13 protein-coding genes are annotated in these 25,380 nt (G+C 41.2%); 9 read left to right on the forward strand and 4 right to left on the reverse strand.

Features of this window, described 5'->3' with window-relative positions:
• Positions 1–400 precede the first annotated feature (400 nt).
• Positions 401–1,759, reverse strand: a complete 1,359-nt coding sequence (locus tag PQO03_RS05210) for a sulfatase family protein (protein WP_274151677.1) — start codon at positions 1,757–1,759, stop codon at positions 401–403.
• A gap of 290 nt (positions 1,760–2,049) precedes the next feature.
• Here PQO03_RS05210 and PQO03_RS05215 point away from each other — a divergent pair, with 290 nt between their 5' ends.
• The 8 genes from PQO03_RS05215 to PQO03_RS05250 all read left to right on the forward strand — a co-directional run bounded on the left by PQO03_RS05215 (position 2,050) and on the right by PQO03_RS05250 (position 21,223).
• Positions 2,050–9,114, forward strand: coding sequence for a hypothetical protein (locus tag PQO03_RS05215; protein ID WP_274151679.1), 7,065 nt, complete (start codon positions 2,050–2,052; stop codon positions 9,112–9,114).
• A gap of 167 nt (positions 9,115–9,281) precedes the next feature.
• Positions 9,282–12,857 carry a 3-keto-alpha-glucoside-1,2-lyase-like domain-containing protein gene (locus PQO03_RS05220; protein ID WP_274151680.1) on the forward strand — a complete coding sequence of 1,192 codons (3,576 nt, stop codon included), beginning with the start codon at positions 9,282–9,284 and terminating at the stop codon, positions 12,855–12,857.
• Between the two features lie 365 nt (positions 12,858–13,222).
• Entirely contained in the window at positions 13,223–14,557 is a 1,335-nt protein-coding gene (locus PQO03_RS05225; protein WP_274151682.1) for a sulfatase family protein, read from the forward strand.
• 218 nt (positions 14,558–14,775) lie between these two features.
• A complete protein-coding gene (locus PQO03_RS05230) occupies positions 14,776–16,116 on the forward strand; it encodes a sulfatase family protein (RefSeq protein WP_274151684.1) in 1,341 nt (446 codons plus the stop codon).
• Positions 16,113–17,117 carry an NHL repeat-containing protein gene (locus tag PQO03_RS05235; protein WP_274151685.1) on the forward strand — a complete coding sequence of 335 codons (1,005 nt, stop codon included), beginning with the start codon at positions 16,113–16,115 and terminating at the stop codon, positions 17,115–17,117. Before PQO03_RS05230 ends, PQO03_RS05235 begins: the two co-directional genes overlap by 4 nt.
• Positions 17,118–17,120: 3 nt before the next feature.
• The gene (locus tag PQO03_RS05240) at positions 17,121–18,530 is read left to right on the forward strand and encodes a sulfatase (protein WP_274151686.1); all 1,410 of its coding nucleotides are present in this window, start codon (positions 17,121–17,123) and stop codon (positions 18,528–18,530) included.
• Positions 18,531–18,586: 56 nt separating this feature from the next.
• Positions 18,587–19,777, forward strand: a complete 1,191-nt coding sequence (locus PQO03_RS05245) for an FG-GAP repeat domain-containing protein (protein WP_274151687.1) — start codon at positions 18,587–18,589, stop codon at positions 19,775–19,777.
• An 81-nt stretch (positions 19,778–19,858) separates the two neighbouring features.
• Positions 19,859–21,223, forward strand: coding sequence for a sulfatase family protein (locus PQO03_RS05250; RefSeq protein WP_274151688.1), 1,365 nt, complete (start codon positions 19,859–19,861; stop codon positions 21,221–21,223).
• Positions 21,224–21,225: 2 nt separating this feature from the next.
• Here the strand turns inward: PQO03_RS05250 and nadE are convergent, their stop codons facing one another.
• The gene (gene nadE, locus PQO03_RS05255; RefSeq protein ID WP_274151690.1) at positions 21,226–23,151 is read right to left on the reverse strand and encodes an NAD(+) synthase; all 1,926 of its coding nucleotides are present in this window, start codon (positions 23,149–23,151) and stop codon (positions 21,226–21,228) included.
• Between the two features lie 99 nt (positions 23,152–23,250).
• Here nadE and PQO03_RS05260 point away from each other — a divergent pair, with 99 nt between their 5' ends.
• Positions 23,251–23,550, forward strand: coding sequence for a hypothetical protein (locus PQO03_RS05260; RefSeq protein ID WP_274151692.1), 300 nt, complete (start codon positions 23,251–23,253; stop codon positions 23,548–23,550).
• Here the strand turns inward: PQO03_RS05260 and PQO03_RS05265 are convergent.
• Both PQO03_RS05265 and PQO03_RS05270 read right to left on the reverse strand, forming a co-directional pair.
• The gene (locus PQO03_RS05265) at positions 23,547–24,398 is read right to left on the reverse strand and encodes an alpha/beta hydrolase (protein WP_274151694.1); all 852 of its coding nucleotides are present in this window, start codon (positions 24,396–24,398) and stop codon (positions 23,547–23,549) included. The two genes, PQO03_RS05260 and PQO03_RS05265, sit on opposite strands and share 4 nt — an antisense overlap.
• Positions 24,399–24,469: 71 nt before the next feature.
• Complete coding sequence (locus tag PQO03_RS05270) at positions 24,470–25,042, reverse strand: uracil-DNA glycosylase family protein (protein ID WP_274151696.1); 573 nt, start codon at positions 25,040–25,042, stop codon at positions 24,470–24,472.
• Between the last annotated feature and the right edge of the window lie 338 nt (positions 25,043–25,380).

Below are 25,380 nucleotides of genomic sequence, written 5' to 3' on the forward strand. Positions count from 1 at the left end.
AGATAATGCTAAGTTCTTTTAGTAATTACTTATCAAGTGAAGGTCGTTTCTTAACATTTTTATTGTCTTAACTTGATAAAATCCTCCGATTTACACTATCCGTTCAGCGAATAATATAAGTCACAGGATCTCCTTAATATTTAGATACAAGTCTGTATATAATATTTATCGCAAATTCATCTATAGATATGAAACTAAGAGCGGCAAGAAAGCAGGGGGAGGCTTTTGTAATCAAATACAGCTAGTTTTTGGGCAGAGATAGAAATATGTTAAACGCTATCAATATCTCTGGCAGGCAGATAGCCTCTGCAGGCGGATAAAAAAAACTATTCGCAATTTTAATGCCGATTCCAAATCGGCGCTCCCAGCTGCTAAGATCCTCAGGCCAAGGGCCGTTTACTCAAGATTTCTTTTTCTTAGCTTTCTTGATTTTGGCTTTGGGGCGACCAAAGAGAGATTTTTGCTTGGCCATTTCGTCGATGACTTGCTTTAAGTTAGTGAAAGTAGCTTGATCTCTTTCACTAGAAGAAGCGAACTGAAGTTCTTTGGTCTCGAAGTGACTGGGGAACTTTTGGTAAGTCGTGCCACTTTTTCCCAAAAGCACTCCATGACTGATATTGCGGGCCCAAAAACTGCCTTTGTAATACCATATATAGATTTGTTTTTTATCGCGCGTCCCCTTTGCCAAAAGTGTCGGCCATAAGCTCAGGCCATCGCCGGGGTAATTATCGGGTAGGGGAGCATCCGCAATCTCACAAAGAGTGGGCATAATATCGGAAAACTCCACCAATTCAGTTTTTTGTACTGCGGGCGCAATCTTGCCCGGCCAATTGACGATAAAAGGCACACGCGTTCCAGCATTCACTAACTGGCCTTTTTTGCCAATGACTTCTTGTCCCTGCCACTGAGTCTTGATCGGGGCATCGGTACCATTATCACCCGTAAAAATAACTAGGGTATTTTCACGTAAGTCCAAGTCATCTAACTTAGCTATGATTTTCCCGACAATTTTATCGGCGTACTGAACCATATCGCGAAAGTGGATTTTCTTTTGCTTGTCATCCCCGGGACCTTTATAAGTCTTGGAACCAGGAGACTTTGGGTCCCAAGTCAAGGAATCTGGTGTGGCATCAAAAGGACAATGAGTAAGGATCATCGGGTAATAAACAAAAAAGGGCTTCTCTTTATTTGTTTCCATAAAGTCACAAATGAAATCTGCACAGACGTCTGGACCGTATTCACCATTTTTGTAGTCCACTACCTCACCATTGATCTCCAGTTGTGGATTGGGAAAACGACTATCAAAAGTCGTGCCTTTTTTTGCTTTCGGACGAAAGTGTTGCCAAAGGCAAGCTTGATCAAAACCAAAATGCTGCGGAGCATCTTTCTCTTTGCCAAGCTGCCATTTACCGGCAATGGCAGTCACGTAGCCCGCTTTTTTGAGCTGGTGGGCAAAAGTCGTCTGTGAACGATCTAAGACCCCAAATTTAGTGAAATTGCGTTTATTATACAATCCGGTCATGATCTTTACTCGGGACGGAGTGCAAATAGGGTTGGCGAAACATTGCTCAAAGCGCATGCCTTCGGCGGCTAGCTTATCAATGGCGGGGGTCTTATAATCTTCACTACCATTCGAACTAATACATTCATAGCCCATATCATCGGCCATAATTAAAACGATATTTGGTTTATCTTTAGCCGCCTGACTTAGCATGCCGATGGCCATTAGTGCCATGAAAAAATTTAGTGTTATTTTCATTTATCTTCTCACTCAAGGTTAATTATTATAAAGACTACACCCACAATAGTCCTAAGATTACATCAAATGATTGATTAATTAATATTCTTTGTGACTTATACGTAAAATTTTTACCCTTGGGATTCTTAAGGAGTGTTGTCACACAGGCGGATAAAAAAAAAAGTATTCGCCCGTATGGCAATACCCCGTATGACTAAAAACATGACAATGCTATTGATATTTCCTTGTTTACCAAGGATATTAAAGACTTTTAAACTTATTGAGTAAGTTCTTGCTGCTGGGAGGCTTCGTTGGGAGAGGAACAAAATAATCAGGAACTATTGCAGAGTCTTCTTTATCTCTTGTTGTCAGAGAAAGTTTCTGCAGAGGATTTAAAGCCAGCATTACAAAGTTTTACTCGTGACTCAATTGAAGTTGACGAGATTCTGCGCTTACTGAAAACGAGGCCAGAAGAACGTTTTCAATCACTAGCTCATATTATTGAGGACAAACGTTTAAATGATGCTGGAAAATTCTATTATCAAAATCAAGAAGGCTGTCTTGATGAAAGTTATTTTAGAGAAAACCTCAAGGGCCTGCCCTTACATATCCCCAAGAACAACTCTGATGAAGGCGTATTTAGTGAGCTCAACGAAGCCTGTGATTTACTTAATGATTATTTCTATCTCTTAAAAAAGCAGCAAGTCCTCCCCGAGATTTTTGCGAGTGTCGAAAAAAAATGCTTAAGTAAAATTGATTTGTTTTCTCAGCACAGGGATTTTTTATCGATTTTGAATGCCGAAAAATTGGTGGAAAACTCTTGGCATCGGGTGAATGATGAGCTAAGAAGTGAGTTTCGGCAATTTAAGCAAGAGCTAAAAAAGTCTTATGAGACTTCTTTTGATGAATCCGCCAGAGCTTTGGCTCAAGCGAAAGTTCCTTTGAAAGTTAAGCATCGCGATGCTTTGTTAGCGGCGCTAGAAGACTTAGTTTCGCAGCAAGATGAAGTCCCTGATTTTTTATTATTTTTGATATTTCAATGGCCGGATTTAGCTGTTGTACGAATCATTAGAAAGCTTTGGGAAAAAGAAGCTGACCGAGATCAGCTCGTCTTATTATTAATTATGCGCTTTGGGCAACTTTCGATTTACAAAGTGGCTAATTGGTCTTTGACGCTAGATAAAATCGAAGGCGCTTATCTAAGTTCTCGTGATCGCATCAATCATCTCAGTAAACAATATCCCATAAGCCTCTTGTATATGTGGTGCATGGATCACGGAGAAATGAGTGAGAGCCTCTTTAATCATTTAAAAGAAAGTTGTTTTGAGGAAGCACAGAAAACCAATAAAGAGCTTTTTCTGGAGCGCTGGCAAGACGAGATTTCGGAAAATGAAAGGAACAAAATACTAGGTATTACAAAACTTTCTGCTCAGGCGATTTCTCCAGAAGAAAAGCCTAGCTTAGTGCTTACAGCCACACAAGTCACCACACAGATCGTTAAAGCTCCCATACTAGGCTCAGAAAAAGTCCTTCCGGTCAGTGAGGAAAGAGAAGATAAGTCGCTTGCGCCAGTAGCCTCTTTAGTCAGTCGGGATGAAGCTCCGACCGTGAGTCGTGCCCCGCGAGTCAAAAGCAATAAACATTCAATTTGGCAAGAACACATGAAACCTTTTATCAATGATAATTGGTTTATGATTGCAGGCTTAATGTTATTTATAGGCGGAAGTTCAATTTTGTCTTATTTCACATGGGATAAACATTGGGTTTTTCGATATACGCTCATGCCCAGTTTATTAGCGTCATTCACCCTCGGTTTAGCCTATTTAGGTAAATGGATAGAGAGCAAGGGCAAAGAATTTGTGAGTTCAGCCACGATCCTACGTGGTGCGGCCATTCAGTTACTGCCGATAAATTTCATGGCGGTCGCCTTGATGTCATCAGACGATATTGTGAGTCACAAGAATTTAATCATCCCCCTAATGTCATCAATTTACTTAGGCTTAACTTGGCTAGGCTTAAAAAAGTGGTGTGGGGCAGTGTCCAAACAACTAACTGTACTACTTCCTAGAACGCTGTTAGTCATCAATAGCTTGGTGGTCTTAGCGCCTTTAGCCGAAATGATCGGCCTCAAGAAAGAGGATGGTTTATTAGTGATTTTAGGCTGTGGTTTCTATTTTGGTTTTGCTCTAGTAGCCTATTCCTTTTATTCTTTTAGCCGCGGAATAAAAGAAATAAAAGGCGCTGTAGACAAGAGGATTATATGGTTTTTTACCTTGATGGTTGTGGGTAGTTTCTTACAGGTATTCCTCTGGGTTCATAGTCATATTCGTACGATTCCGGAGATTTATACTTATGCACCGCTCTTGGTTATTAGTGGCGGATTAGTTTTGATGTTAGAGCGTAGTAGTGCTGAATTTATAAAGCTTAAGAAATCCCAGCAAGATGATGAATCATTTATTGGTTATGCGCTCATTGTCATTGCTTTAGTGATGGGCTTTGCTGATCCTAACTTTCGCGTGATCTGCCTCTTGCTGGCGGCATTTACTTGGTATTTACAGTCGCTGAAGAGAGCCAGGAATGTTCATTATTATATCACGCTAAGTTTATTGAGTAGTGGCATCTTTGCCATCAGTGGACTGAGCTTTTTTGATACTCAATACATGCCTGTATTAGGGATCATCAATGTTATTATCCTAGCTGGCTTGAATTATAAATTTCGTCAGGCAAAAAACTATAGTTTGGCACATGCCTGCACGAGTACTCAGCTGGTGGTTTTATTGGCAATTGTCTTATTGGCAATGGTGAATCAATTGCAGTTCAAAAGTTCTTTAATTTTAACGACTCTCTATCTCGTTTTTAGTGCCTTGATGTTTATTTATCGATCCTACCGCGATGAACAAATTAAGTGGCTCCATATCGGCATGTTTATTTTTGCTTTGTGTCTTCCTTATGGTGGCTGCGTCGATATGCTTCAAGGGACCTTGAGGGGCAATACACTTATTTTCGGCTTAGCGCTTCTTTCCATTTTGTGGCTCTTAGTAGTCCGCTTTATTCCCTTCAGTTTATTCAAAGAAGCGCGCTCAACGGTTTTGTGGTTTTACGGATGTTTAGCCGTGGTAACGATGATAATAAGGGTTTTTCTTGAACGAAATGTTGCAGTCGACCCTGAGTGGTACAAAGCCTTTATGGATTATTCGGGGCCCTTGTTAATGACGGGCATCTTGATTCTGACAAGTTATTATTCTAGATCTTTGATTCCCGCACTGATGGCATCCATTATTGCAGTGATTTTATTCCCGGAACTCAAAGCAAATTTCAGAGCTACTTTTGACACCCTTGGTTTTGGTTCTGGTCTGGGAAGTGCTTGTTCGGCATTTGTTATGATTGGCCTATCATTTTACCTAAGAAGAAGTCCCAAGTTAAAGGATTTAGCTGAGGGCGATAAATTTATGATGACATCCTATTTTCCGATGCGCCGTTATGATCATAGCTTATTCACTTTGCCCCTGATTTGTTCGGCCTCTTTTTTACTGATTAAAACCGCGAGTTTTAATTTAATTAGGCAAATGATGAGCCGACCAGGAATTTCTATAAAAGCAGCTATTGCACTCATTATTTGTTCTTTATCGGCCTATGCCCTCTATCTTTACTTCCGTAAAACTAAGCTCAAATTCTTATTTCATCTGGCTTGGATTTATCTCGGTATAGGGATTTTCTTACTCTTTATTGAAAGCGATCCCCACGTCCAATGGGGAGAACCTTATTTATGCACACTGATCAGTTTACAGGCCCTTTATTTTCTCGCCTATAGCTCCAAAAAGAACTATGATTTTTTAGAGCTATTATTTGTTCAGCCAATGAGCCAAGTATTAGCAGCTTTGAGTCATGTGGCGAGCCTGCTATTAATTCTGACCTTTATGAGTGATAGCGCCGATACTTCGACTCCTTATCTCGTCTTATTTGTTATTGGTCAATTTTTATGGCATCTGAAATCCAAGCAGAAAATTCATTATGGCATTAGTCTTTATCTCCTAATTTGGGCACAGTTAAGCGATTGGAGTGCCGACACGATAAATGAGCTGATTATGCCTGGTGTTTACTTAGCACTCAGTACTTTGGTGATCCATGCAGTATGCAGTCGATTGAATGCTTATTACGACTCTTATAAAGCCTTGTTCAAATCATTTTTGTTAATGGCCAGTTTATCGAGCGTTCTTTTTGCTATCTTTAGTCTGCCTTACTTGGCACAGGACCTTCACTTGAGTTCAGGCTTTATGACTTTGAGCATCTTGGTACTTATTTTGGCTTACCTAGAAAACCAATCGAAATTTTTACTCTTGCTGGCCTTTTCGAGTCTTTATTCATACATTCATTATGACCAGCTCGATGATTTACTGAATGTCACCCATCTATCCTTAGCCGCTTTAGTGATGAGTGTAATGAGCTATGGCCTTGTAGCTTTAGAGAAAGCTAAAGAGACTTGGATGGAGACCGGCAAAGCTTTAGTACTGTTCAAATCTAGGGATAGTACTTTACTCTACCTACCCGCAATTTTTCTCTGTATATTTGCGGCCTTATTGCACCTTATCTACTGGCGAAAAAGCTCTGAATACTTAGTGTCGACTTATATCGCTTTTCTGGCGCTGTGTTTTATTTCTTGGGCATGGAAGAAAGCTGAAGTCAGAATCATTGCCTTGATCAGCTTAAGTCTAGCAAATATTCATTTAATTGTTTGTTTCGGTGAAGCCTACCTCATACAAGAAGGCCTTTCGGAGCTTCACTTATGGTGTTTAGGTCTTGGGCTCACACTGATTATGTCAGCGGCTTACAGGAGATTCACCAAGGATGATACCATCAAATCACTATTGGCACATGGGGGCTTAGTCCTATCTATTTTAGTCTTGGTATTGTTAGTGGGAAATTATATAAGTCATCCGAATTTAGACTCTGTGAGCCCACTGCGGTTTTTTGTATCTGGCTTAATGGCTTTATTAGCCTCACTTTATTTTAGGTCTGCTTCACGAAAGCCCCAGGATGGTGAAGAAAAGTATGCCGATATTTTTGAAGGAATATATCATTTTGGCTTGAGCATGAGTTTTTGGTGCTTCACCCTAATGATCCCCTTTATGCGCAGTCCGCAAACGGCGATTTTGGCTTTTGGTCTTCCGGCGATTTATTTTTATTATATGGCCGAACTCTATTATGCTCGTGGTGAAGCGCATAAAATATATCGCAATTCCTCATCGCTTTTATTGTACGTACTTTTATTGCTGTATCTCTTTAAGGGGATTGTGCACATGACTTTCTATCCAGAAGTTGCGATGGATAATAGTTATTATCATAGCAATGCACCGATTCTGATTGTTTATGGTTTACTCTTGTTTAGAATGCATGCTTTGGGTGCGAAGATTCAATCAGCTTTTTATGGTGGCTTAGCTATGGTATTTGGAGTCTTCTTTAGCTTGTCGGCCATACCTTCTTTAAGTCCTTTTGATTACCCAATTAAGGCCTCATTTTTAGCCGTGATCAATGCACATATTTGGATTTTGATCAATCACCAAAAATCACCTATCCGCTCATTTTTCATGGACTTTTCAAAAATCAATGAAGATCAATGGTTCTCCTTAAGGAAAAATTGGGGTGTATGTCTCTTGTTTTTAACCCAAGTATTAGGATTGATAGCTTTAGTTAATACCCAATATGAACCCTATATGTTTGCTCCGGTATTATTTTTGTCTGCCAGTGTTGCGGTCCATCTTTGTATTATCAGAAAATCTAAGTTCTATGGTTTATTAGCGCTGCTTGAGCTCGTGTTTGCGATGCATGCAGGTTTCTTGATGGAGAGCTATATAAAAGCAGATGATGTCATTTGGTTGATATTGGGACTATGGGTGATTTTTACTTTCATCAATCTCTATAAATATAATAATATTCCCAGTCGACGCTCTTGGTCGATTGCAGCCTTCTTTATCATTTTGCTGATTCCGCAAATTGTCTATCATGAGCTCTATACCTTGAAATCTTTATGTGCGCTTATCTTGATGATTCCGCTCAGTTTATTCACGGCCTACCCACGTGAAATCGTCAAAAATCCAATAGAGCGATTCCTCGCTTTTGCTTACTTGTGTCTACCAGCTTATCTCGCTTATTTTATCACTTATGATGAAAGCTTATTTGTTCATACGCTTTATCAGCAAGATGCTTTACCGGCAAGTTTATTTGCTATCTTCATGACTTTGTTAGCGTTGCGTCAATTAGATAAATGTCCACCTAAACTCATCGAGAGCTTCTTAGGCCTGCGCTATAAGGTATTGAATTTAGTCTATAGTTGGTGGAAACAAAAGGCTCTTGTCCTGACACGCAATATCTCATTTGTTGTTAGTGGTGGCTGTTCCTTATTACTTATCATCTATATGAACGAAGCCTTTAGCAGGGGCCAGTTTATGGTATTGCTCTTTACCTTTGTAGGGATGACGATTATCTGGTTTTGGGACGGAAGAAAAAATCGCAGTCAAGTAGCCTATTATATGATGGCTTATTCGGTGCTTATACTGATGGCTTTTTTGCGTCATCAATTAGTGAGTGCCACGAGCTTATGGCGAGATGAATATGATATCTGGTCGAGCTTATTGGTATCCCTACTGGTGGCGGGAGTTAAACCTCTGATTGATGATGATCAAAAAGAAATGCGTAAACCGCTTTTAGGGCTGCTCTTATTAATGCCTATAATTGCCCTTTCAAAATCCATTTATTATGATCTAGGAAGCCAATATACACTAATGATTATTGGCGTGAATAGTTTAATTTTTTCTTTTCTTGGTAAAGATGATAGAGAGTCGCCTTATCACCTCATCTCGATGCTTGGTTATGTCGCTTTTAGTTCGATGACACTGTGGACACAGCTCGGCTTAAGGACTTTGCATGTCTATGTCATTCCTGCAGGAGTAGGGGTCTTAATTGTTTTGCAATTAATGAAGAATTCAATTTCGCTTGAGCGCAGAAACCTTATTCGCCTGATTACTTTACTGCTTATGGTGTCGACTTCACTTTATTATGCGCTTGTGGATCAGCCCCATTCTCTAGGCTTTAATCTGACGGTGATTATTTTATCTCTCTTGGCAATGGCCTTCGGCAGTCTATATAAAATTCGTTTGTATGTAATATTGGGCTTCTTGGGCTTATTTATTGATTTATGCTCAATTTTCACTCGCATGCTCATTAGTCTCGAAAAGGGAACTCGCATGGCAATTCTCGGTAGCTGTATTTTGATTATTGGCAGCCTTTTAGTCTTTGCTAATCTTTATTATAAAACTCATCAAGAGACGATTAAAAATATCTTAGATAAGTGGCGCTCAAAATTAAAGAGCTGGGAGTAGGGCGGAATCTTTATTTTGAATAAAATGGGATTTTTTAGTAAAACTTGTAACAGCGGGGTATTTGCCGATTTTATTATACTTTTAGCTATTATTTTCATATATAAATCTACTCTGACTGAGTAGCTTGAAGCATATTTTAACACAAAACTTACCCAAGGATGATTTATATGAAGTACTTAATGCTTATTCTTTTTTGCTCAGTCTTACCAGCAGCGGAGCCCATGTGGATTTGGAAGTCGGGAAAAATTACTACTGAGAAAGCCGAGTTTCGTCGTGTTATAGATTTAGCGAAAGCTCCAAAGAAAGCTAAAATCATGATCACTTGTGATAATGGTTTTACTTTAATCCTCAATGGCAAAGAATTGGCGAAGTCAAAGAATTGGCAAGCACCCGTTAAATTGGACATAGCGAAAAAACTTAAAAAGGGTAAGAATACTTTTGAAGTTAAAGCTGATAATGAAGGCACCATGGGTGGCTTGGTTATGGATTTAAGCATCAATGGCAAAAAATACTCTTCTGATAAAAGCTGGCAGGCTAGAGCACCCAAAGGTGATTGGACTGCGGCTGTCGAAATAAAGAAGTATGGTGCAAGTCCTTGGGGCAAAATTTTTGAAAAGAATAAAGCGGCTAAAGCGCTTAAAGCGGCTCCATCACCCACGACGCAAGCGGTGACAACGCTGCCAGGATTCAAAGCAGAAAAGATTTATACTGTTGATAAAAAGACTCAGGGTTCTTGGGTTGGACTTACTTCAGACGACAAAGGCCGCCTCATTGCCTGTGATCAATACGGTGGAATCTACCGTCTTACACTAGGAGCTAAAGAACCCAAAGTTGAGAAGCTCAATGTAAAAGTCAGTCACGCACATGGAGTACTCCATGCTTTTGGTAGTCTTTATGTGATCAATAACGAAAAAGATCCTAAAGGCCTCTACCGCCTAACAGATACCAATGGTGATGACCAATACGACAAAGAAGAATTTTTGATCCAATTCAAAACACGTGGTGAGCACGGTATTCATAGTGCGGTACTTTCGCCCGATAAAAAATCTATCTACCTCATTGGTGGTAACAATACTGATCAACCTGATTATATCAATAAATACCGTATGGCGAAAAACTGGAGTGAAGATCACATTCTACCGCGTATGGCCGATGGCCGTGGTCACAATCGTGGACGCCTAGCTCCCGGTGGTCTCATCCTTAAAGTTTCTCCTGACGCTAAAGATCGCGAACTCATTGCCCATGGTTTTCGCAATCAATTCGATGCCGGTTTTACACTCGAAGGCGAACTCTTCACTTACGATGCTGATATGGAATACGATATTGGTTCACCTTGGTACCGTCCATGCCGTGTTAATCACGTTGTTTCAGGAGCAGATTACGGCTGGCGCAACGGCTCAGGTAAATGGCCTGAGTACTACACCGACACGGTCTCAACAACAATTGATATTGGCCCTGGTAGTCCTACTGGAACAGTTATGGGCACAGGCGCAAAATTCCCTGAAAAATACCAACGCTCTTATTTTATTAATGACTGGACTTACGGAACCATGTACGCTATTCACCTCAAACAAGAAGGTGCTACTTATACAGCTACAAAAGAACAATTTATTTCGGGCAAGCCCCTTCCACTTACAGATGTTATCATTCATACAGATGGAAATATGTACTTTGCTGTTGGTGGTCGTCGTACGGATTCTGCACTTTATAAAGTTACTTATGTTGGTAAAGAATCCACCAAGCCTGCAAAAGCTCATCAACTTAATAAAGATATGTTAGTTCGTAGAGAACTCGAGGTACTTCATACCCTTCCTGCTTCAAAAGCCATAGCGGATAAAGCTTGGCCTTACCTCAGTAACTCAGATCGCTTCATTCGCCATGCGGCTCGTGTAGCAGTAGAGAGACAAAATACTGCTGATTGGAAAAATAAATTCAGCTCAGAAAGTAATACTTGGGCCATCATTGAAGGTGCCTGCGCCTTAGCTCGCATGGGTCAGCAAGCTGATCAAAGTCTTATTCTTAAAAAGCTCAACTCATTAGATTATAAAAGTTTGGTCGAAAATCAAAAACTCGCCGCGATTCGCTCTTATCAACTCGCATTTACCCGCCTCGGTAAGCCCAGTGAGTCTGATGCTCAGCTTGTTATTAAAAAGCTTAACGGAGAATATCCCTCAAAGAGTAACTTTGAGAATCGTGAACTCGTTCAAGTCTTACTTTACCTCGATGCTCCCAATATCATTACTCGCGCCGTTCGCGAAATGGTGAGTGCTACTGAAGAACAAAAGAAAATTCTTTCTGATGAAATTTTGCAACGTAATGATCGTTATGCGGCTGCGGCGAAACGTACTGAGCAGTTCCGCCCCAATACCCAACAAGTATCCTTAGCCTTCTCGCTGCGTTCGATCAAGAATGGTTGGACTGATGCTGATTACGCCACGTATTTCTCTTGGTTCCCAAAAGCCAAGACTTGGCAGGGCGGTAATAGCTATGCCATTTTTATCGAAAACTCTCGCAAAGAAGCTCTCGCCAATATTTCTGATCCTGCGAAAAAAGCTAAGTATGATAAAATCTCAAGCAAATCTCTTATCAAGCCTCGTGCGACTACTTCACCTAAGGGACCAGGACAGATCTGGACAGTAGAGACTGCAGTTGCTGCAGTGAAAGACAATCTTAAGGGCCGTAACTTCAAGAGTGGCGAAAACCTTTTTCATGCGACTGCCTGTGCGAGCTGTCACCGATTTGCTGGAGCGGGAAGTGGTATTGGCCCCGACCTCACGGGTTCTTCGAGCCGTTATACACTCAAAGACATGATGGAAAACATTATCGAACCTTCGAAAGTGATCTCAGATCAGTACGGTAGCAAAATCTTTAAAATGAAGAATGGCAGCGAAGTTGTTGGTCGCAAAGGAACTGAGGAAGATGGTACTCTTCACCTCATGACGAATCCTTACTCAGCTGACTACACGGCTGAGATTAAAGTAGCTGATATCAAAAGTGAAAAAGAATGGCATGTATCGCCGATGCCACCAGCACTTATCTATTCACTCAATCCTGATGAGCTTAGTGATCTAGTGGCCTACATTTTCTCTGCGGGCAATCCCGATCACGAGTATTTCCAAGCTTCCGCAACATTAGAAGGCGCAACAAGTCTCTTCAACGGTAAAGATCTATCTGGCTGGAAGGGTGATCCAAAGCTTTGGAAAGTCGAAGATGGGGTCATCTATGGTTCAACTCATGGCAATAAGCTTAAATCGAATACCTTCCTCGTTTGGGAGGGTGAAGTCGAAGATTTTCACCTCACGTTTGAAGGTCGCTTTGAGGGCAATAACTCAGGCATGATGTATCGCGCTTTTTGGAAGGACGAAAGCATTTTTCGCCTCTCGGGTTACCAATGCGATATGCACCCCAATCCCCCATACCTTGCGATGCTCTATGGCGAGGGTCTTGGCAAGCGTGGCATCATTGCCAAGCGCGGTCAGAAGGTTGAAATTGATTCAAAAGAGAAAGTGAAAGTCACCGGCAAAACTACCGCACCAGAAAAAATTGATGTGACCAAATGGCAGACTTACGAAATTATCTGCAAAGGTAATCACATGATTCACAAAATTGATGGTAAAGTGACAGTCGATATCACTGATAATCACCCCAAAAGATTGAGCAAAGGTAAGATTGGCATGCAGCTTCACGCGGGTGTCCCAATGAAAGTTTGGTTCAAAAATATTCAATTTAAAAAACTTAAGTAAGAATAAAAATTTTATGTGAGTACGCAGTACTCAATCCGCCAGTTGAGGGAGGCTTCCCTCACGGGGTACGGGGCTGTCCCCGAATGGTAGGGAATTTAAGCAAATGCCGAAGGTATGCAGTATGGTACCCACCGGATTTATCCAGTGGGTATTGTTTTAAAAAAAAGCTATAAATGCCTCCGGCGGGCGGAGAGCCTCCGCGGGCGGACTAGCTTCGCAAAAACCTTAAGTTCCCTTCCATTAGGGCTGGCCCCGAATAACTTTTAAATTATTTTTCAGTAATAAGAAACAGTTTGCTGTAAGATGATGCTTTTGCACTACAATTATTATGTAGCTCACATTTTTTTTAATAATAAAGGTATTATATGAAACTCAAATTCTTAATTTTATTATCTTGTCTTTTTTCTGTACAGGCAGCCGACAAACCCAATATCTTACTCATTCTCTCGGATGATCAAGCCTGGAATGATTATAGCTTCATGGGCCATGAACAGATCAAGACACCTCATCTCGATAAGCTGGCTTCTGAGTCCGTTGTCTTTAAACGCGCCTACGTGCCGACGGCGCTTTGTCGTCCTTCTTTGATGACCTTTGCTACAGGCCAGTATGTTCATATTCACGGAATTACGGGTAATGACCCCTTTGGAGATAGCGCTAATCCAAATAATCCCGACCTCAAAGAATCACTCATTTCAAAAATTGATAAGCTCGATACCCTAGCTGAACTTCTAGGTGAGCAGGGATACCTAAGTCACCAAAGCGGAAAATGGTGGGAAGGTAACTACAAGCGTGGCGGCTTTACTCATGGTATGACTCGCGGTTATCCTCAAAAAGGTGGTCGTCATGGCGATGATGGTTTGAAAATTGGTCGTGAAGGCAATAAAGCCGTAACGGACTTTGTTGATATGGCGATTGAGAAAGACAAGCCTTTTTTCCTCTGGTATGCACCCTTCATGCCCCACACACCTCATACACCACCAGAGCGTATTCTCAAAAAATATCAAAAGTATAACTTGTCTGAGTCAGTTGCTAAATATTACGCCATGTGTGAATGGTTTGACGAAGCCTGTGGCGACTTGATTCAACACCTCGAAGACAAAAAAGTTCGTGATAATACCCTGATTGTTTACGTTTGTGATAATGGTTGGATTCAAAACCCAAAGAGAGGTGGTTATGCTCCCCGTTCAAAGCAAACTCCCTATGAAGGCGGAACTCGCACGCCCATTATGTTTTCATGGCCCAATAAATTAAAACCACAAGATAGACCTGAGCTTTCTACGAGCCTCGATATCTTCCCTACAATAGTTTCTGCAGCGGGGGCACGCATGCCCAAAAATCTTCCTGGTCTAGATCTCAATTCTTACATGATCAATAAAAAACCAATTCCACGCGATCATATCTTCGGCGAGTCCTTTGCGCACGATATTGTCGACATCAGTGATTCAGAAAAAACGCTTCTCTTTCGTTGGGTAATCAAGGGCAATTATAAGCTTCTTCTCACTTACGATGGCAAAGTAGGTCGTTATAAATCCACTCATCCACGTACAGAGAAACGTCCTCAGCTTTTTGATCTCTCAAATGATCCTGCTGAAAAAGTTAATCTCGCCAAAGATCATCCCGAAAAAGTTGCGCAACTCGCAAAAATGCTTAATGATTGGTACCCAGTTAAAACAAGAAAAGTGATCACCGAATTTAAGTAGGCACAAGTAACAATTTAAATGTCGTATCATTGTCTCATGGATTCAAAGATGAATCCATGAGTAGTGATTTCCTACAAGAAAACGCCCTTATAAATATAACAAAATCGGCACTTAATGTAACTCTTACCTCAAATCGACTTTTATGCTGTCACAACTTTAATTGACTGACCGTATAACATCATGACAAGAGAAATTAAATTTGACACATTGGAGTCTATATGAAGATTAAGTTATTAATATTTTTAAGTTTTTTTATCAATTTACAGGCAGCTGACAAACCCAATATCCTGCTCATCCTCTCAGATGATCAAGCCTGGACCGATTATGGCTTCATGGGCCATGAACACATTAAAACACCTCATCTTGATAAACTGGCTTCCGAGTCCGTCTTATTTAAACGTGCTTATGTCCCCACAGCCTTATGTCGCCCGTCTTTGATGACACTTGCAACAGGTCATTATTCAAATGTCAATGGTGTCACTGGAAACGACCCCAAAGGCGATAGCAAAAATCCAAATAATCCGGATCTTAAAGGCTCTTTGATTTCCAAAATCGATCAATTTGATACCCTCGCCGAGCTTTTGACTGACGCGGGTTACCTCACTCATCAAAGTGGAAAGTGGTGGGAAGGAAGTTACCAGCGTGGTGGCTTTACTCACGGCATGACCAAAGGCTACCCCAATAAAGGTGGACGCCATGGTGATGTTGGCCTTAAGATTGGTCGTACTGGAAATAAACCCGTTACCGATTTTATGGATATGGCGATTAAAGAAGAAAAACCTTTTTTCCTTTGGTATGCACCTTTCATGCCTCATACACCTCATACGCCACCGAAAGACATTCTCAAAAAATACCAGGAATACAATTTACCTGAACCGATAGCAAAATATTATGCTATGTGTGAATGGTTTGATCAGGCCTGTGGAGATCTAATCCAATCCATAGAAGACAGAGGCATTAGAGATAACACCCTGATAGTCTATGTTTGTGATAACGGCTGGATTCAAAACCCGGAAAAAAATGCTTATGCTCCACGTTCAAAACGCTCCCCCTTTGAAGGCGGTACGCGTACACCTATCTTTTTCTCCTGGCCGGCGAAATATAAGGCACAAGATCGAAAAGAATTATGCACTAGCCTAGATATTTTTCCCACTATTGTTGCAGCTGCTGGCGCTAAAATGCCCAAAGGACTCCCTGGTCTAGACCTCAATCCATACATGACTACACAGGAAGTGATTCCCCGTGATCATATCTTTGGTGAAACTTTTGCTCATGATATTGCCGATATCAGTGATCCCGAAGCCAGCCTTCTCTACCGCTGGGTTATTAAAGATAATTGGAAGTTGCTCTTAAGCTACGATGGTAAGCCAGGTAAACAAAAGTCTGGTGGAAAATCTAAAGCTAGCGACTCCAAACCGCAGCTTTTTGATCTGTCAAAAGATCCTGCTGAAAAAGTTAATCTCGCCAAAGACCATTCAGAAAAACTTGCGGAACTCGCAAAAATGATCAATGATTGGTACCCAGTCAAAAAACGCAAAGTTATTAGGGAGTTTAAGTGATAAAATTTTTAAGTTTAGCCTTTTTTTGTGCGATCCCACTGATCGCACAAGAAAGTCAGCACAATGAAGTCCTAAGTGCTCAGCATCAATTATCTGCCAAAGAGCATGGGCTCATTTTAAAAGATTACGTCTCTAAAAAAGATGGCATTCAATTAGGCTGGTGTACCCATATTGCCTTCGGCCCAGGTCAGCAGGAAATCATTTCCGACTTAAAAAATAATCGCTTGCTCTATCGCAATAGCCCCGAAGAGTCTTTCCAGGTATCGCCCCTGCCAGTGAAGGGCCTTCATTCATTGGCTTATAATCCAGCCGATAAGCTCTATTATGTGAATGATACGGGTAATAACCGCATGATCGCCTTTGCCGACCTCTCTAGTGCAACTATCAAGGCTCAGAGCAAGAAGATTGCGGGAGTTAGCTTAAAAAGACCCCACGACGTGGTGATTGATCCCGATAGCGCATGGATTTATGCCATCAACCCCAATTCAGGCCAGGTTTTTCGCTTTAGCGCCTTAGGTGAAAATGAAAGTGTATTAGCTGTCCCCACCATGGGTTATGCACGAGCGCTGACTTTTGCCAATGGCAAACTTTACGTTATTGGTTCATCGAAGGGACGCATTGTAGAAGTTCTAGACTGGGACAAAAAGCAATTTAAAATCTACGATAGTTATGACCCAACAGGTAAACAAGGCCCCGCAGGTTCATGGACTAAGACCGGCTTAGTACTCAATGACGCAGAGTTTTTTAATGGCTATTGGTATGCCAGTAGTTATTTCACCAAAGGCTACGCCAAAGGGACTGAATACGATATAAATAAATTTATTCGTTTCAAAACCTTAGATGACCTAGTCAAGGGAAATTGGACTGACCTAAGTGACTTACTTCCCAGTGGAATCACGCCCTATTACCTTACTGTTAATAAAAATAAGCTTTACTTAGCGATCTTTAATCATCATTCACCTGGTAAGGGTGATGCGATTTTGGAATTATCGGAGAAATAAATCATGTATAAAATCTACTCTTTAGCTATTGTCATTCTTATGACCTGCTCGCTATTTTCGAGTGAGCAAGAGGCTAAAAAAGACATTGTCTTCATCGTAGTCGATGACCTCAACGATTGGATTGGAGTGATGGGTGGTCATCCCCAAAGTAAAACACCGAACCTTGACGCTCTTGCTTCTCGTGGTGTTCTCTTTAACAATGCACATTGCAATGCTCCCCAGTGTGGGCCTTCACGAATGAGTTTTCTTACTGGATTGTATCCCAAAAGTACGGGGAAATATTTTAACGTAGCAAAGAAGATGCCCTTTTTTAAAGATCAGCCCCTCAAAGGGGTCACTTCAAAAAACCCGCCTAAGAAGCCTTTTGATTTTCACACGCACTTCATGAATCAAAATTACCGAGTGGTGAGTGGGGGCAAAGTTGCCCATGGTTCTTTGAAATCAAAAATAGATAATAAATTTGATCGCCCCAAAGAAGTAAAAAACTTTACTAATAAGAAAGTTAATCTTTGGCGAGAAGGTGGACCTCAGAATCTACAGGATTCGCAAACGGGCGATTATAAGACAGCTCAGTGGGCCATCGAGCAATGGAACAAAAAAAGTGACAAACCACTTTTGATGTCAGTAGGATTTTTTAGACCACACCGTCCCTTCAATGTACCGAAAGAGTATTTTGATAAGTTCCCCTTAGAATCAATTGAGCTGCCCGTGCGACCAGAATTTGATGACTTGGAAGATCTCCCAGAATACGGTAAGGCCTTAGCTCGGTCAAATGCCCACAAAGACCTCTTTAAACCAAGAACAGTGCATGAACATATACTCCATTTAGGTGGAGAAGATGAATGGAAGTATATGGTGCAATCATATCTGGCCTGTATAAATTACGTTGATACACAAATCGGTCTCTTTTTAGAAGCGCTTAAGAATAACCCTCGTGGGAACAATACCGTGATTATTCTCACCAGTGACCATGGCTGGGACCTAGGAGAAAAAGAACACTGGTGCAAAGCAGCATTATGGCGGCAGACCACTCGAGTACCCTATATAGTTGTCGCTCCTGGGCTAAGTAATTCGGGAACAGTGAATAATCAGCCCATATCACATGTTGATATCTATCCAACTTTATGTGATTTCGCCGGGGTCGCAAAACCAAAACATTTAGAAGGTCAATCAATTTTACCTCTATTGAAAGACTCCAAAGCTAAACGCGATGCCGCTTTTATTAGTTATGGACCTCAAAATACAGCTGTGCAGTCCGAGCGCTATCGATATATTTCTTACGAAGATGGTAGCGGTGAACTTTATGATCATCAAAAAGATCCTCATGAATGGTCTAATTTAAGTTCTAATCCTGAGTACGCAGAAATAAAGCGTAAGATGATAAAGCAAGCCAAGGCTTTTGAAAAACAATAAATCATTAGAAAGCGTTAAGATTAATTTATAGTACCTTATTAAGCATAGAGAGACTCATGAAAAAATTATTATTACTCAGTTTATTACTGAATACAGCTTTGTTTGCGGACTTTGAAAAAGTTAGTATAAGTTCCAAGTTTTATTCGGAGGGATCCGCCTATGGCGACCTCAATGGCGATGGAATAAATGACATCGTTGCGGGTAGTTTTTGGTGGGCAGGACCCGACTACAAAGTCAAGCATCAAATTCGTCCACTCAATGGTAAGCTTAAGCACACCCCTGTAGAAAATAATGCCTACAACCCTATTAAGTATTCAAACTCATTTATTAATTGGGTAAGAGACATCGACCAAGATGGCAAGAACGATATCCTAATCGCGGGTCTGCCAGGCACGCCGCTTTATGCTTACCTCAACCCGGGAAAGCCAGGGGGGACTTGGCGCGAAGTTGCCTTGTGGGACGTAGTCGATAATGAATCACCGCAACTTTTGGATGTCGATGGTGATGGAACAGAGGAACTCATTTGTAATTATGATGGTTATTTTGGCTACGCAAAAATGAACCCAGCTAAGCCTTTGGACAAATGGATCTTTCACAAAATTTCAGCTAAGGGAAAATGGCATAAGTACACTCATGGGATTGGAATGGGAGATGTCAATAATGATGGCCGTTTGGATATGCTCGCGGGTCATGGTTGGTTGGAACAGCCTGCGGACCTGAAGTCAGGTCAAGAATGGATTTATCACCAGCAGCAGTTTTCTAATGGCGAACGACATTGCGGAGCTCAGATGTTTGCCTATGATGTGGATGGCGATGGCAAAAATGATGTCATCACTTCAGGCAATGCCCACGGTTATGGTCTCTACTGGTTTAAAAATATAGACAACAAAACTTTTTCAAAGCAGGTCATTATGGGAACTACAGCAAAGTCTAATAGAGTGAAGTTTACTCAGTTACATGCCCTAGAACTCATTGATATGGATAAAGATGGCTTGAAGGATATCGTCACAGGAAAACGCTACTGGGCTCACGGTCCTAAAGGTGATGCTGAGCCAATGGCGCCTGCGGTGCTTTACGTGTTCAAACTGATTCGCGAAGATGGCAAAGCCTACTACAAGCCCATTAAAGTTGATGATAACTCAGGCGTGGGAACTCAGTTCAGTACTGGTGACATTAATAAAGATGGCCTTAATGATATCATTGTCAGCAACAAGAAAGGAACACATCTGTTCTTGCAAAAGAAGTAGATCACATTCATAAAAAGTATACCATTCTGTGCCTTGAAAAAGTCTCATATATTAATTTAATTAAGCCCTAAAGAGAAAAAAATGAAATATTATTTCCTACTTATCACTTTGCTTAGCGCTATTGCTGCAGCTGAAACAAAAAAAAATATTGTCTTCTTCCTCGTCGATGATCAACGCCATGATGTACTGGGCTGTACCGGTCACCCGATAATTCAGACTCCCAATATTGATAAGCTTGCCGATCAAGGTGCGCTCTTTGAAAATGCTTTTGTCACCACCGCAACCTGTTGGATTAGTCGTGCCTCAATTTTGACGGGTATGTATTTGCGTAAGCATCGCTTCCAGGGCGGAACAATTAATCCTAAATATACCGCGACCTCATATCCCTTAATGCTTAAGCAAGCGGGTTACCGAACGGCTTATTTCGGCAAGACTCATTTTAAACTCAAAAAAGATCATCAAAAAATGATGTTTGATGAGTTTAAACCAGTTGGTAGAAATCCCTTTTTTAAAAAAATGCCCGATGGAACTAAGCGTCACGAAACTGATCTGATAACGGATTACGCCGTAGACTTCATCAAGCAACAAAGTAGCGAAACGCCTTTTTTTGTCGCACTCAACTTCAATGCCACTCATGCCGAAGATAATGATAAAAAAGATCATTTCCCTTACCCACCTTCGGCCGCAAAGCTCTACACAGACATGACTATGCCGCTACCCAAACTCAATGACCCAAAAATCTTTGCGTCTCAACCTGATTTCATGCGCAATTCAATGCATCAGGATCGCTATAAATGGCGTTGGGATACAGCAGAGAAATATCAACATAATATGCGCAATTACCTGCGTATGGCCTCGGGAATTGATTTTGCCGTGGGACGAGTTATGGAAGTACTCAAAGCCAAGGGCTTTGATGATAATACCCTCATCGTCTACTCAGCTGATAATGGCTATTACGCAGGCAATCGTGGCTTCGCGGGTAAATGGACTCATTATGAAGAATCTTTGCGAGTGCCGCTCATTATTTTCGATCCACAACAGCAAGATAAGCGTGGCCAAAAAATTGGCGCCATGGCGCTCAATATTGACCTCGGTGCCACCATGCTCGATTATGCGGGACTTGAAACTCCAAAAGAATATAATGGTCGCAGCCTCAAGCCTTTGATTGAAGGGAATAAACCAAGTGATTGGCGCACTGACTTCCTTGGAGAATTCTTTAGTAAACATAAAACGATCCCCAATTGGGAAGGCATCCGTGCTGAACGTTATGTCTATGCTCATTATGAGGAAAATGGCTATGAGTTTCTACACGACCTACAAAAAGATCCTAATCAGCTAGTTAACTTCGCCAAGAATCCTGAGTATAAAGAAATACTCAAAAAAATGCGTGCGCGACTAAAAGAAACTACTGAGCCACTCGGTAAGACATTCGTAAAAATTAAATAAAACTAGACTTCTTTGAGTTCTTGCTCAATTTCACTGAGCTCGAGCTTAAAGCTTCCTGATAAGATAGGAAAGCGGCACCAAGTCTTGGGATCCAGGCTTTCGTCATCCAAGTGAAAAGCGGGCGCATAACGCTCGCGCTTCCATTGATTGCGGCTCCAAAGGGTGAAAAATCGTTTGAGGTAGCCAAAGCTTTGCATTTCAGGGGTATCTTTGCAGAGTTCATTAAAAATCTCTTTGGGACTCATGCGATCGCGAATGGCGAGTTTCTGAATTTGATCCAAAACTTCATAGGGCATTAAATCTTCTTCATCTTTTTGTTCTTCACCAGGGGGGCGCAATTCAGCCGTTGGTTCTTGAGCATTAACGTAAGCAAGGGCAGGGATGCTGCTAAGTCCGCAAAGTTGATGATGTTCTATTTCCTTTAGGAATTGGCGCAAAAACACTTTGCCAATGCCTGCTAAAGGGGAAAGGCCCCCACAAGTGTCGCCATCCATGGTTGCGTAGCCTACAGCAGCTTCAGAACGATTAGAAGTGGTAAGCAGTAGGGCGCCTTTGAGGTTGGCCATCATCCAAACTCCTGGCGCACGACCTCGCGCTTGGATATTCTGCATGGCTAAGTCATCACTTTCCCAAGCGAGTTCTCTGCCCATGGCAGTTTCATTGAGCTGACGATACATTTGCAATAGGGGTTCGATATCGAAGAAATGGTATTGAGCACCAATCGCTTTGGCCAGTTCTTGAGCGGCTTTTTCAGTAACAGGGCCACTATTGGCAGAAGCTTGATAAACACAACTTAATAAAAGTTTAGAGAGGCTCTTGGCACAAGTGACTTCTTGGATTTCAGGAATATAAGAGAGTCGTGAATGAACTTCGCTTAGACCTAAGTCCTTGATGAGGCGCTCACACATGTGATAAACGAGTGTGGCACAAGTAGCAGAATCAACGCCACCCGAGAGTGAGAGAATAAAGCCTTTACTCCAGCTCTTGCGCATATAATCGAATAAGCCGAGGGTTTCTGCTAATAAGAACTCTTGATACTGATCCAAGGGCTCTGTAGCGGGATAGTTTGCAATAGCCCCACGAGTCTTATTTTTGTTAAATTCATGTGTAAAGTGAACTAAGCAGGGCGATTGAGTATATTTTTCTTTAGCCACAATTTCTGATTCAAATTGGTGAACTCGAAACTCTTCCAGGTGAAGTCTTTGTGATTCATATAAAAGTTCGTCAGGGGAGGAGAAAAATACAGCGCCATCATAAATGATTCTTCCCGATTCATTGCCATTGAGATTGGCATAGAGGTAATGACAATCAAAGTTTTTGGCACCATCAATAATGAGCTGTTTACGTATTTTTTGTTTGCCAAGAGCAAAATGTGAGGCACTGGGATTTAAAACTAAATCGAGCTGTAACTCACTTAAATGAGAGTCAAAACGCGACTCTTCCCAAGCATCTTGGCATATTTCAAAACCAAAGCGGAAGTTATTGACTTGGAAAATACAGTCGCCAACTGGAATCAGTTGGCCATCAATATTGATGGTTTCGACGAGTCTATCAGGCCAAGGTTCAAACCAGCGTTTCTCGTAGTGCAGACCATCGTTAGCTAAGTGTTTTTTACAGTAAAATCCAATGATTTTTTCATCGGCAAGCACGGCAATGGCGTTATAGAGCTTTTTCTTTATTTCTAGTGGTAAGCCTACAGCAATAATTTTATTCTTTGAGCAGGGAACTAAATCTTTCAATAAAGCCAAAGTTCTTACTCTGAGATGCTGACTTAGAAAGACATCTTCGCAGCCATAGGCAGTTAAGGACATCTCTGGAAATAAAATAAAATCACTCGTAGAACATTGGGAGATGGCGGATTTAATTCTATCTAAATTATTATCCCAATCGAGTGCTGTTTGGTTTATACTGATGGCCGAGATCTGCATTTTGACGTTTTCCTTAATGAATTTTGGCGAATATACACCTTTTTGAGCGGAAAGAACTGGTCTTGGTGTTAGCTTTTAAAAAAAATATGGAACTTTATTATGTCAACGGAATTAAATTATTTAGAAGGGCGCAAACTCTGCGTGGTATTTTGTAAGCTTGAAGAAGAAGATAAGTTTGGTAAATGCACGAATATGGAAGAGCCTAAATTTCAAGTCAAAACTATGCATGGGCGAGCGAATGTCATCAAGAATGAATACTTAGAGTGTATCAGTCCCGATGGCGGAAATTTCAAAATTCCACCAAGTGCTTATGATAAAATTTTCCCCAGTGATGGCACCGATATTTTGAAAGATGCCGAATATTTCGTGATGGTTAAAGTATCAGGCATGGATCTTTAATTAATTTTAAAATCCTGACTAGATTCACCCTGACCATGTAAATGGTAATAAAAAAAGTTTTTCACTGCTTCATCCAAATCGGGATGGCTAAATTTGTGTTTATAACCATTGAGAGTAATTAAGTTAAAGTCGATTCCCAAAGAATCGGCTTTTTCTTTGATCGCTAAAGACTGACCATAAGGAACCGCTTCATCTTCGGTACCATGAGCCAGTAACGTAGGACAAGAATCTTGGCTGATATACTCAAAGGGACTAGCGGCTAGAAGTTTTTGTGGATTTTCTAGCGGATTACATCCGATAAGTTGTATCACTGGCGAATCTGCTGCTCCATGACTCTTTAAGTGGTGTTCTTCGGCTTTCATAACTTCTAATAAAGGGCGAAAATGTGAAGGAGCACAATAAGCTACATTAGCGTGAACTCTGGGGTCATTGACTAAGTGAAGACTGAGGTGAGCCCCAGAGGAAGAACCCCAGATAGCGACTTTTTCTGTATCAATACCGTACTTATCTGAATTTTTCAATAAATAGCTAAGGGCCGTTTTACAATCATCAATTTGAGCCGGCCATGGGGCCTGTTGACTAAAGCGGTAATTAAGTGCAACCGCAATGAAGTCGCCACTAGCAACATAAGGGATTAAGTGGGGGATTTGTAAATCCTTATCCCCATGGAGCCAAGCACCACCATGAATATAAATAATAAGGGGAAGTTTCTTAGTGATGTTTTTGGGCTTGAGTAAATGAAGGTTCTGTCGCGAATGCAGGTCACTATCGGTATAGGATAGGTCATTAATAAATTCGACATTATCAGGTATTTCTAAAAGTATTTCTGGACGTTGATAAAACTGCATGCTTTTCCTTAATGATTTCAATAAGATAGATGAAAACTGAGTTTTTCCTATGAGCTTTAAGTAAGTTTTTATTAAGGGATGACTTGTTTGATACGCTCTTGAAGATAGGGGATGACTTGCTTTTCAAAGTAGGTGTGTTTCTTGAGCCAGATATTATTTCGTGGGCTCGGATGCGGTAGGGGAAGAATTGCGGGTATGTAGTTCTCCCACACTTTTACAGTCTCAGTCAGATTGCGTTCTTTACTATCCTTGAGGTGCCAATCCATTGCATAATTGCCAATGACGATAGTGAGTTCAATATTGGGTAAGAGATCCAAAAGCTGCTGACGCCATTGTTCAGCGCATTCTTTACGTGGAGGCAGGTCGCCAGATTTACCCGTTCCGGGATAACAAAATCCCATGGGGACAATAGCAATTTTATGAGAATCATAGAAATCTTCTGGACTGATGCCCATCCATTGACGCAAACGATCACCACTAGGATCATCGAAGGCTTTGCCACTCTTGTGAACACGAATGCCAGGAGCTTGCCCGACGATGAGCACCTTCGCATCTTCATGAACTTGAATGACCGGTCGAGGACCTAGGGGCAGGAATTCTTGGCAGATAGTACAGGCCTCTATTTCTTGAACTAAGTGTTTCAATTTAATCTGTGGAGCCTCCTTTTTGCTATTGGCTTGATTAGACCTTAAGCAATTATATACCCTTTTAATGAGTTTATGGGCTCTCGCCAAATTATTCATGGTTTTAACGTGTTATTAAGCGGCAGCGCACTTTTGATCCCGTAAGCGTGATCAAGAGTAAATGGCCAAAGTTGCTAGGCTTGGTTAAATTTTTTGATCTCGGGTGAACTCCAGAGGACTTCTAAACGGCCGGTTAAAGTGAGCAAATGACCTTTTTTAAAATCAATGAAGAATAAACCTGCTTTGGGATTGGTGAGGAAATTACCAAAAGTATTAAAGTGGAAATTTCTGAAATGGTG

This window comes from Lentisphaera profundi (assembly GCF_028728065.1).
Classification (GTDB): domain Bacteria; phylum Verrucomicrobiota; class Lentisphaeria; order Lentisphaerales; family Lentisphaeraceae; genus Lentisphaera; species Lentisphaera profundi.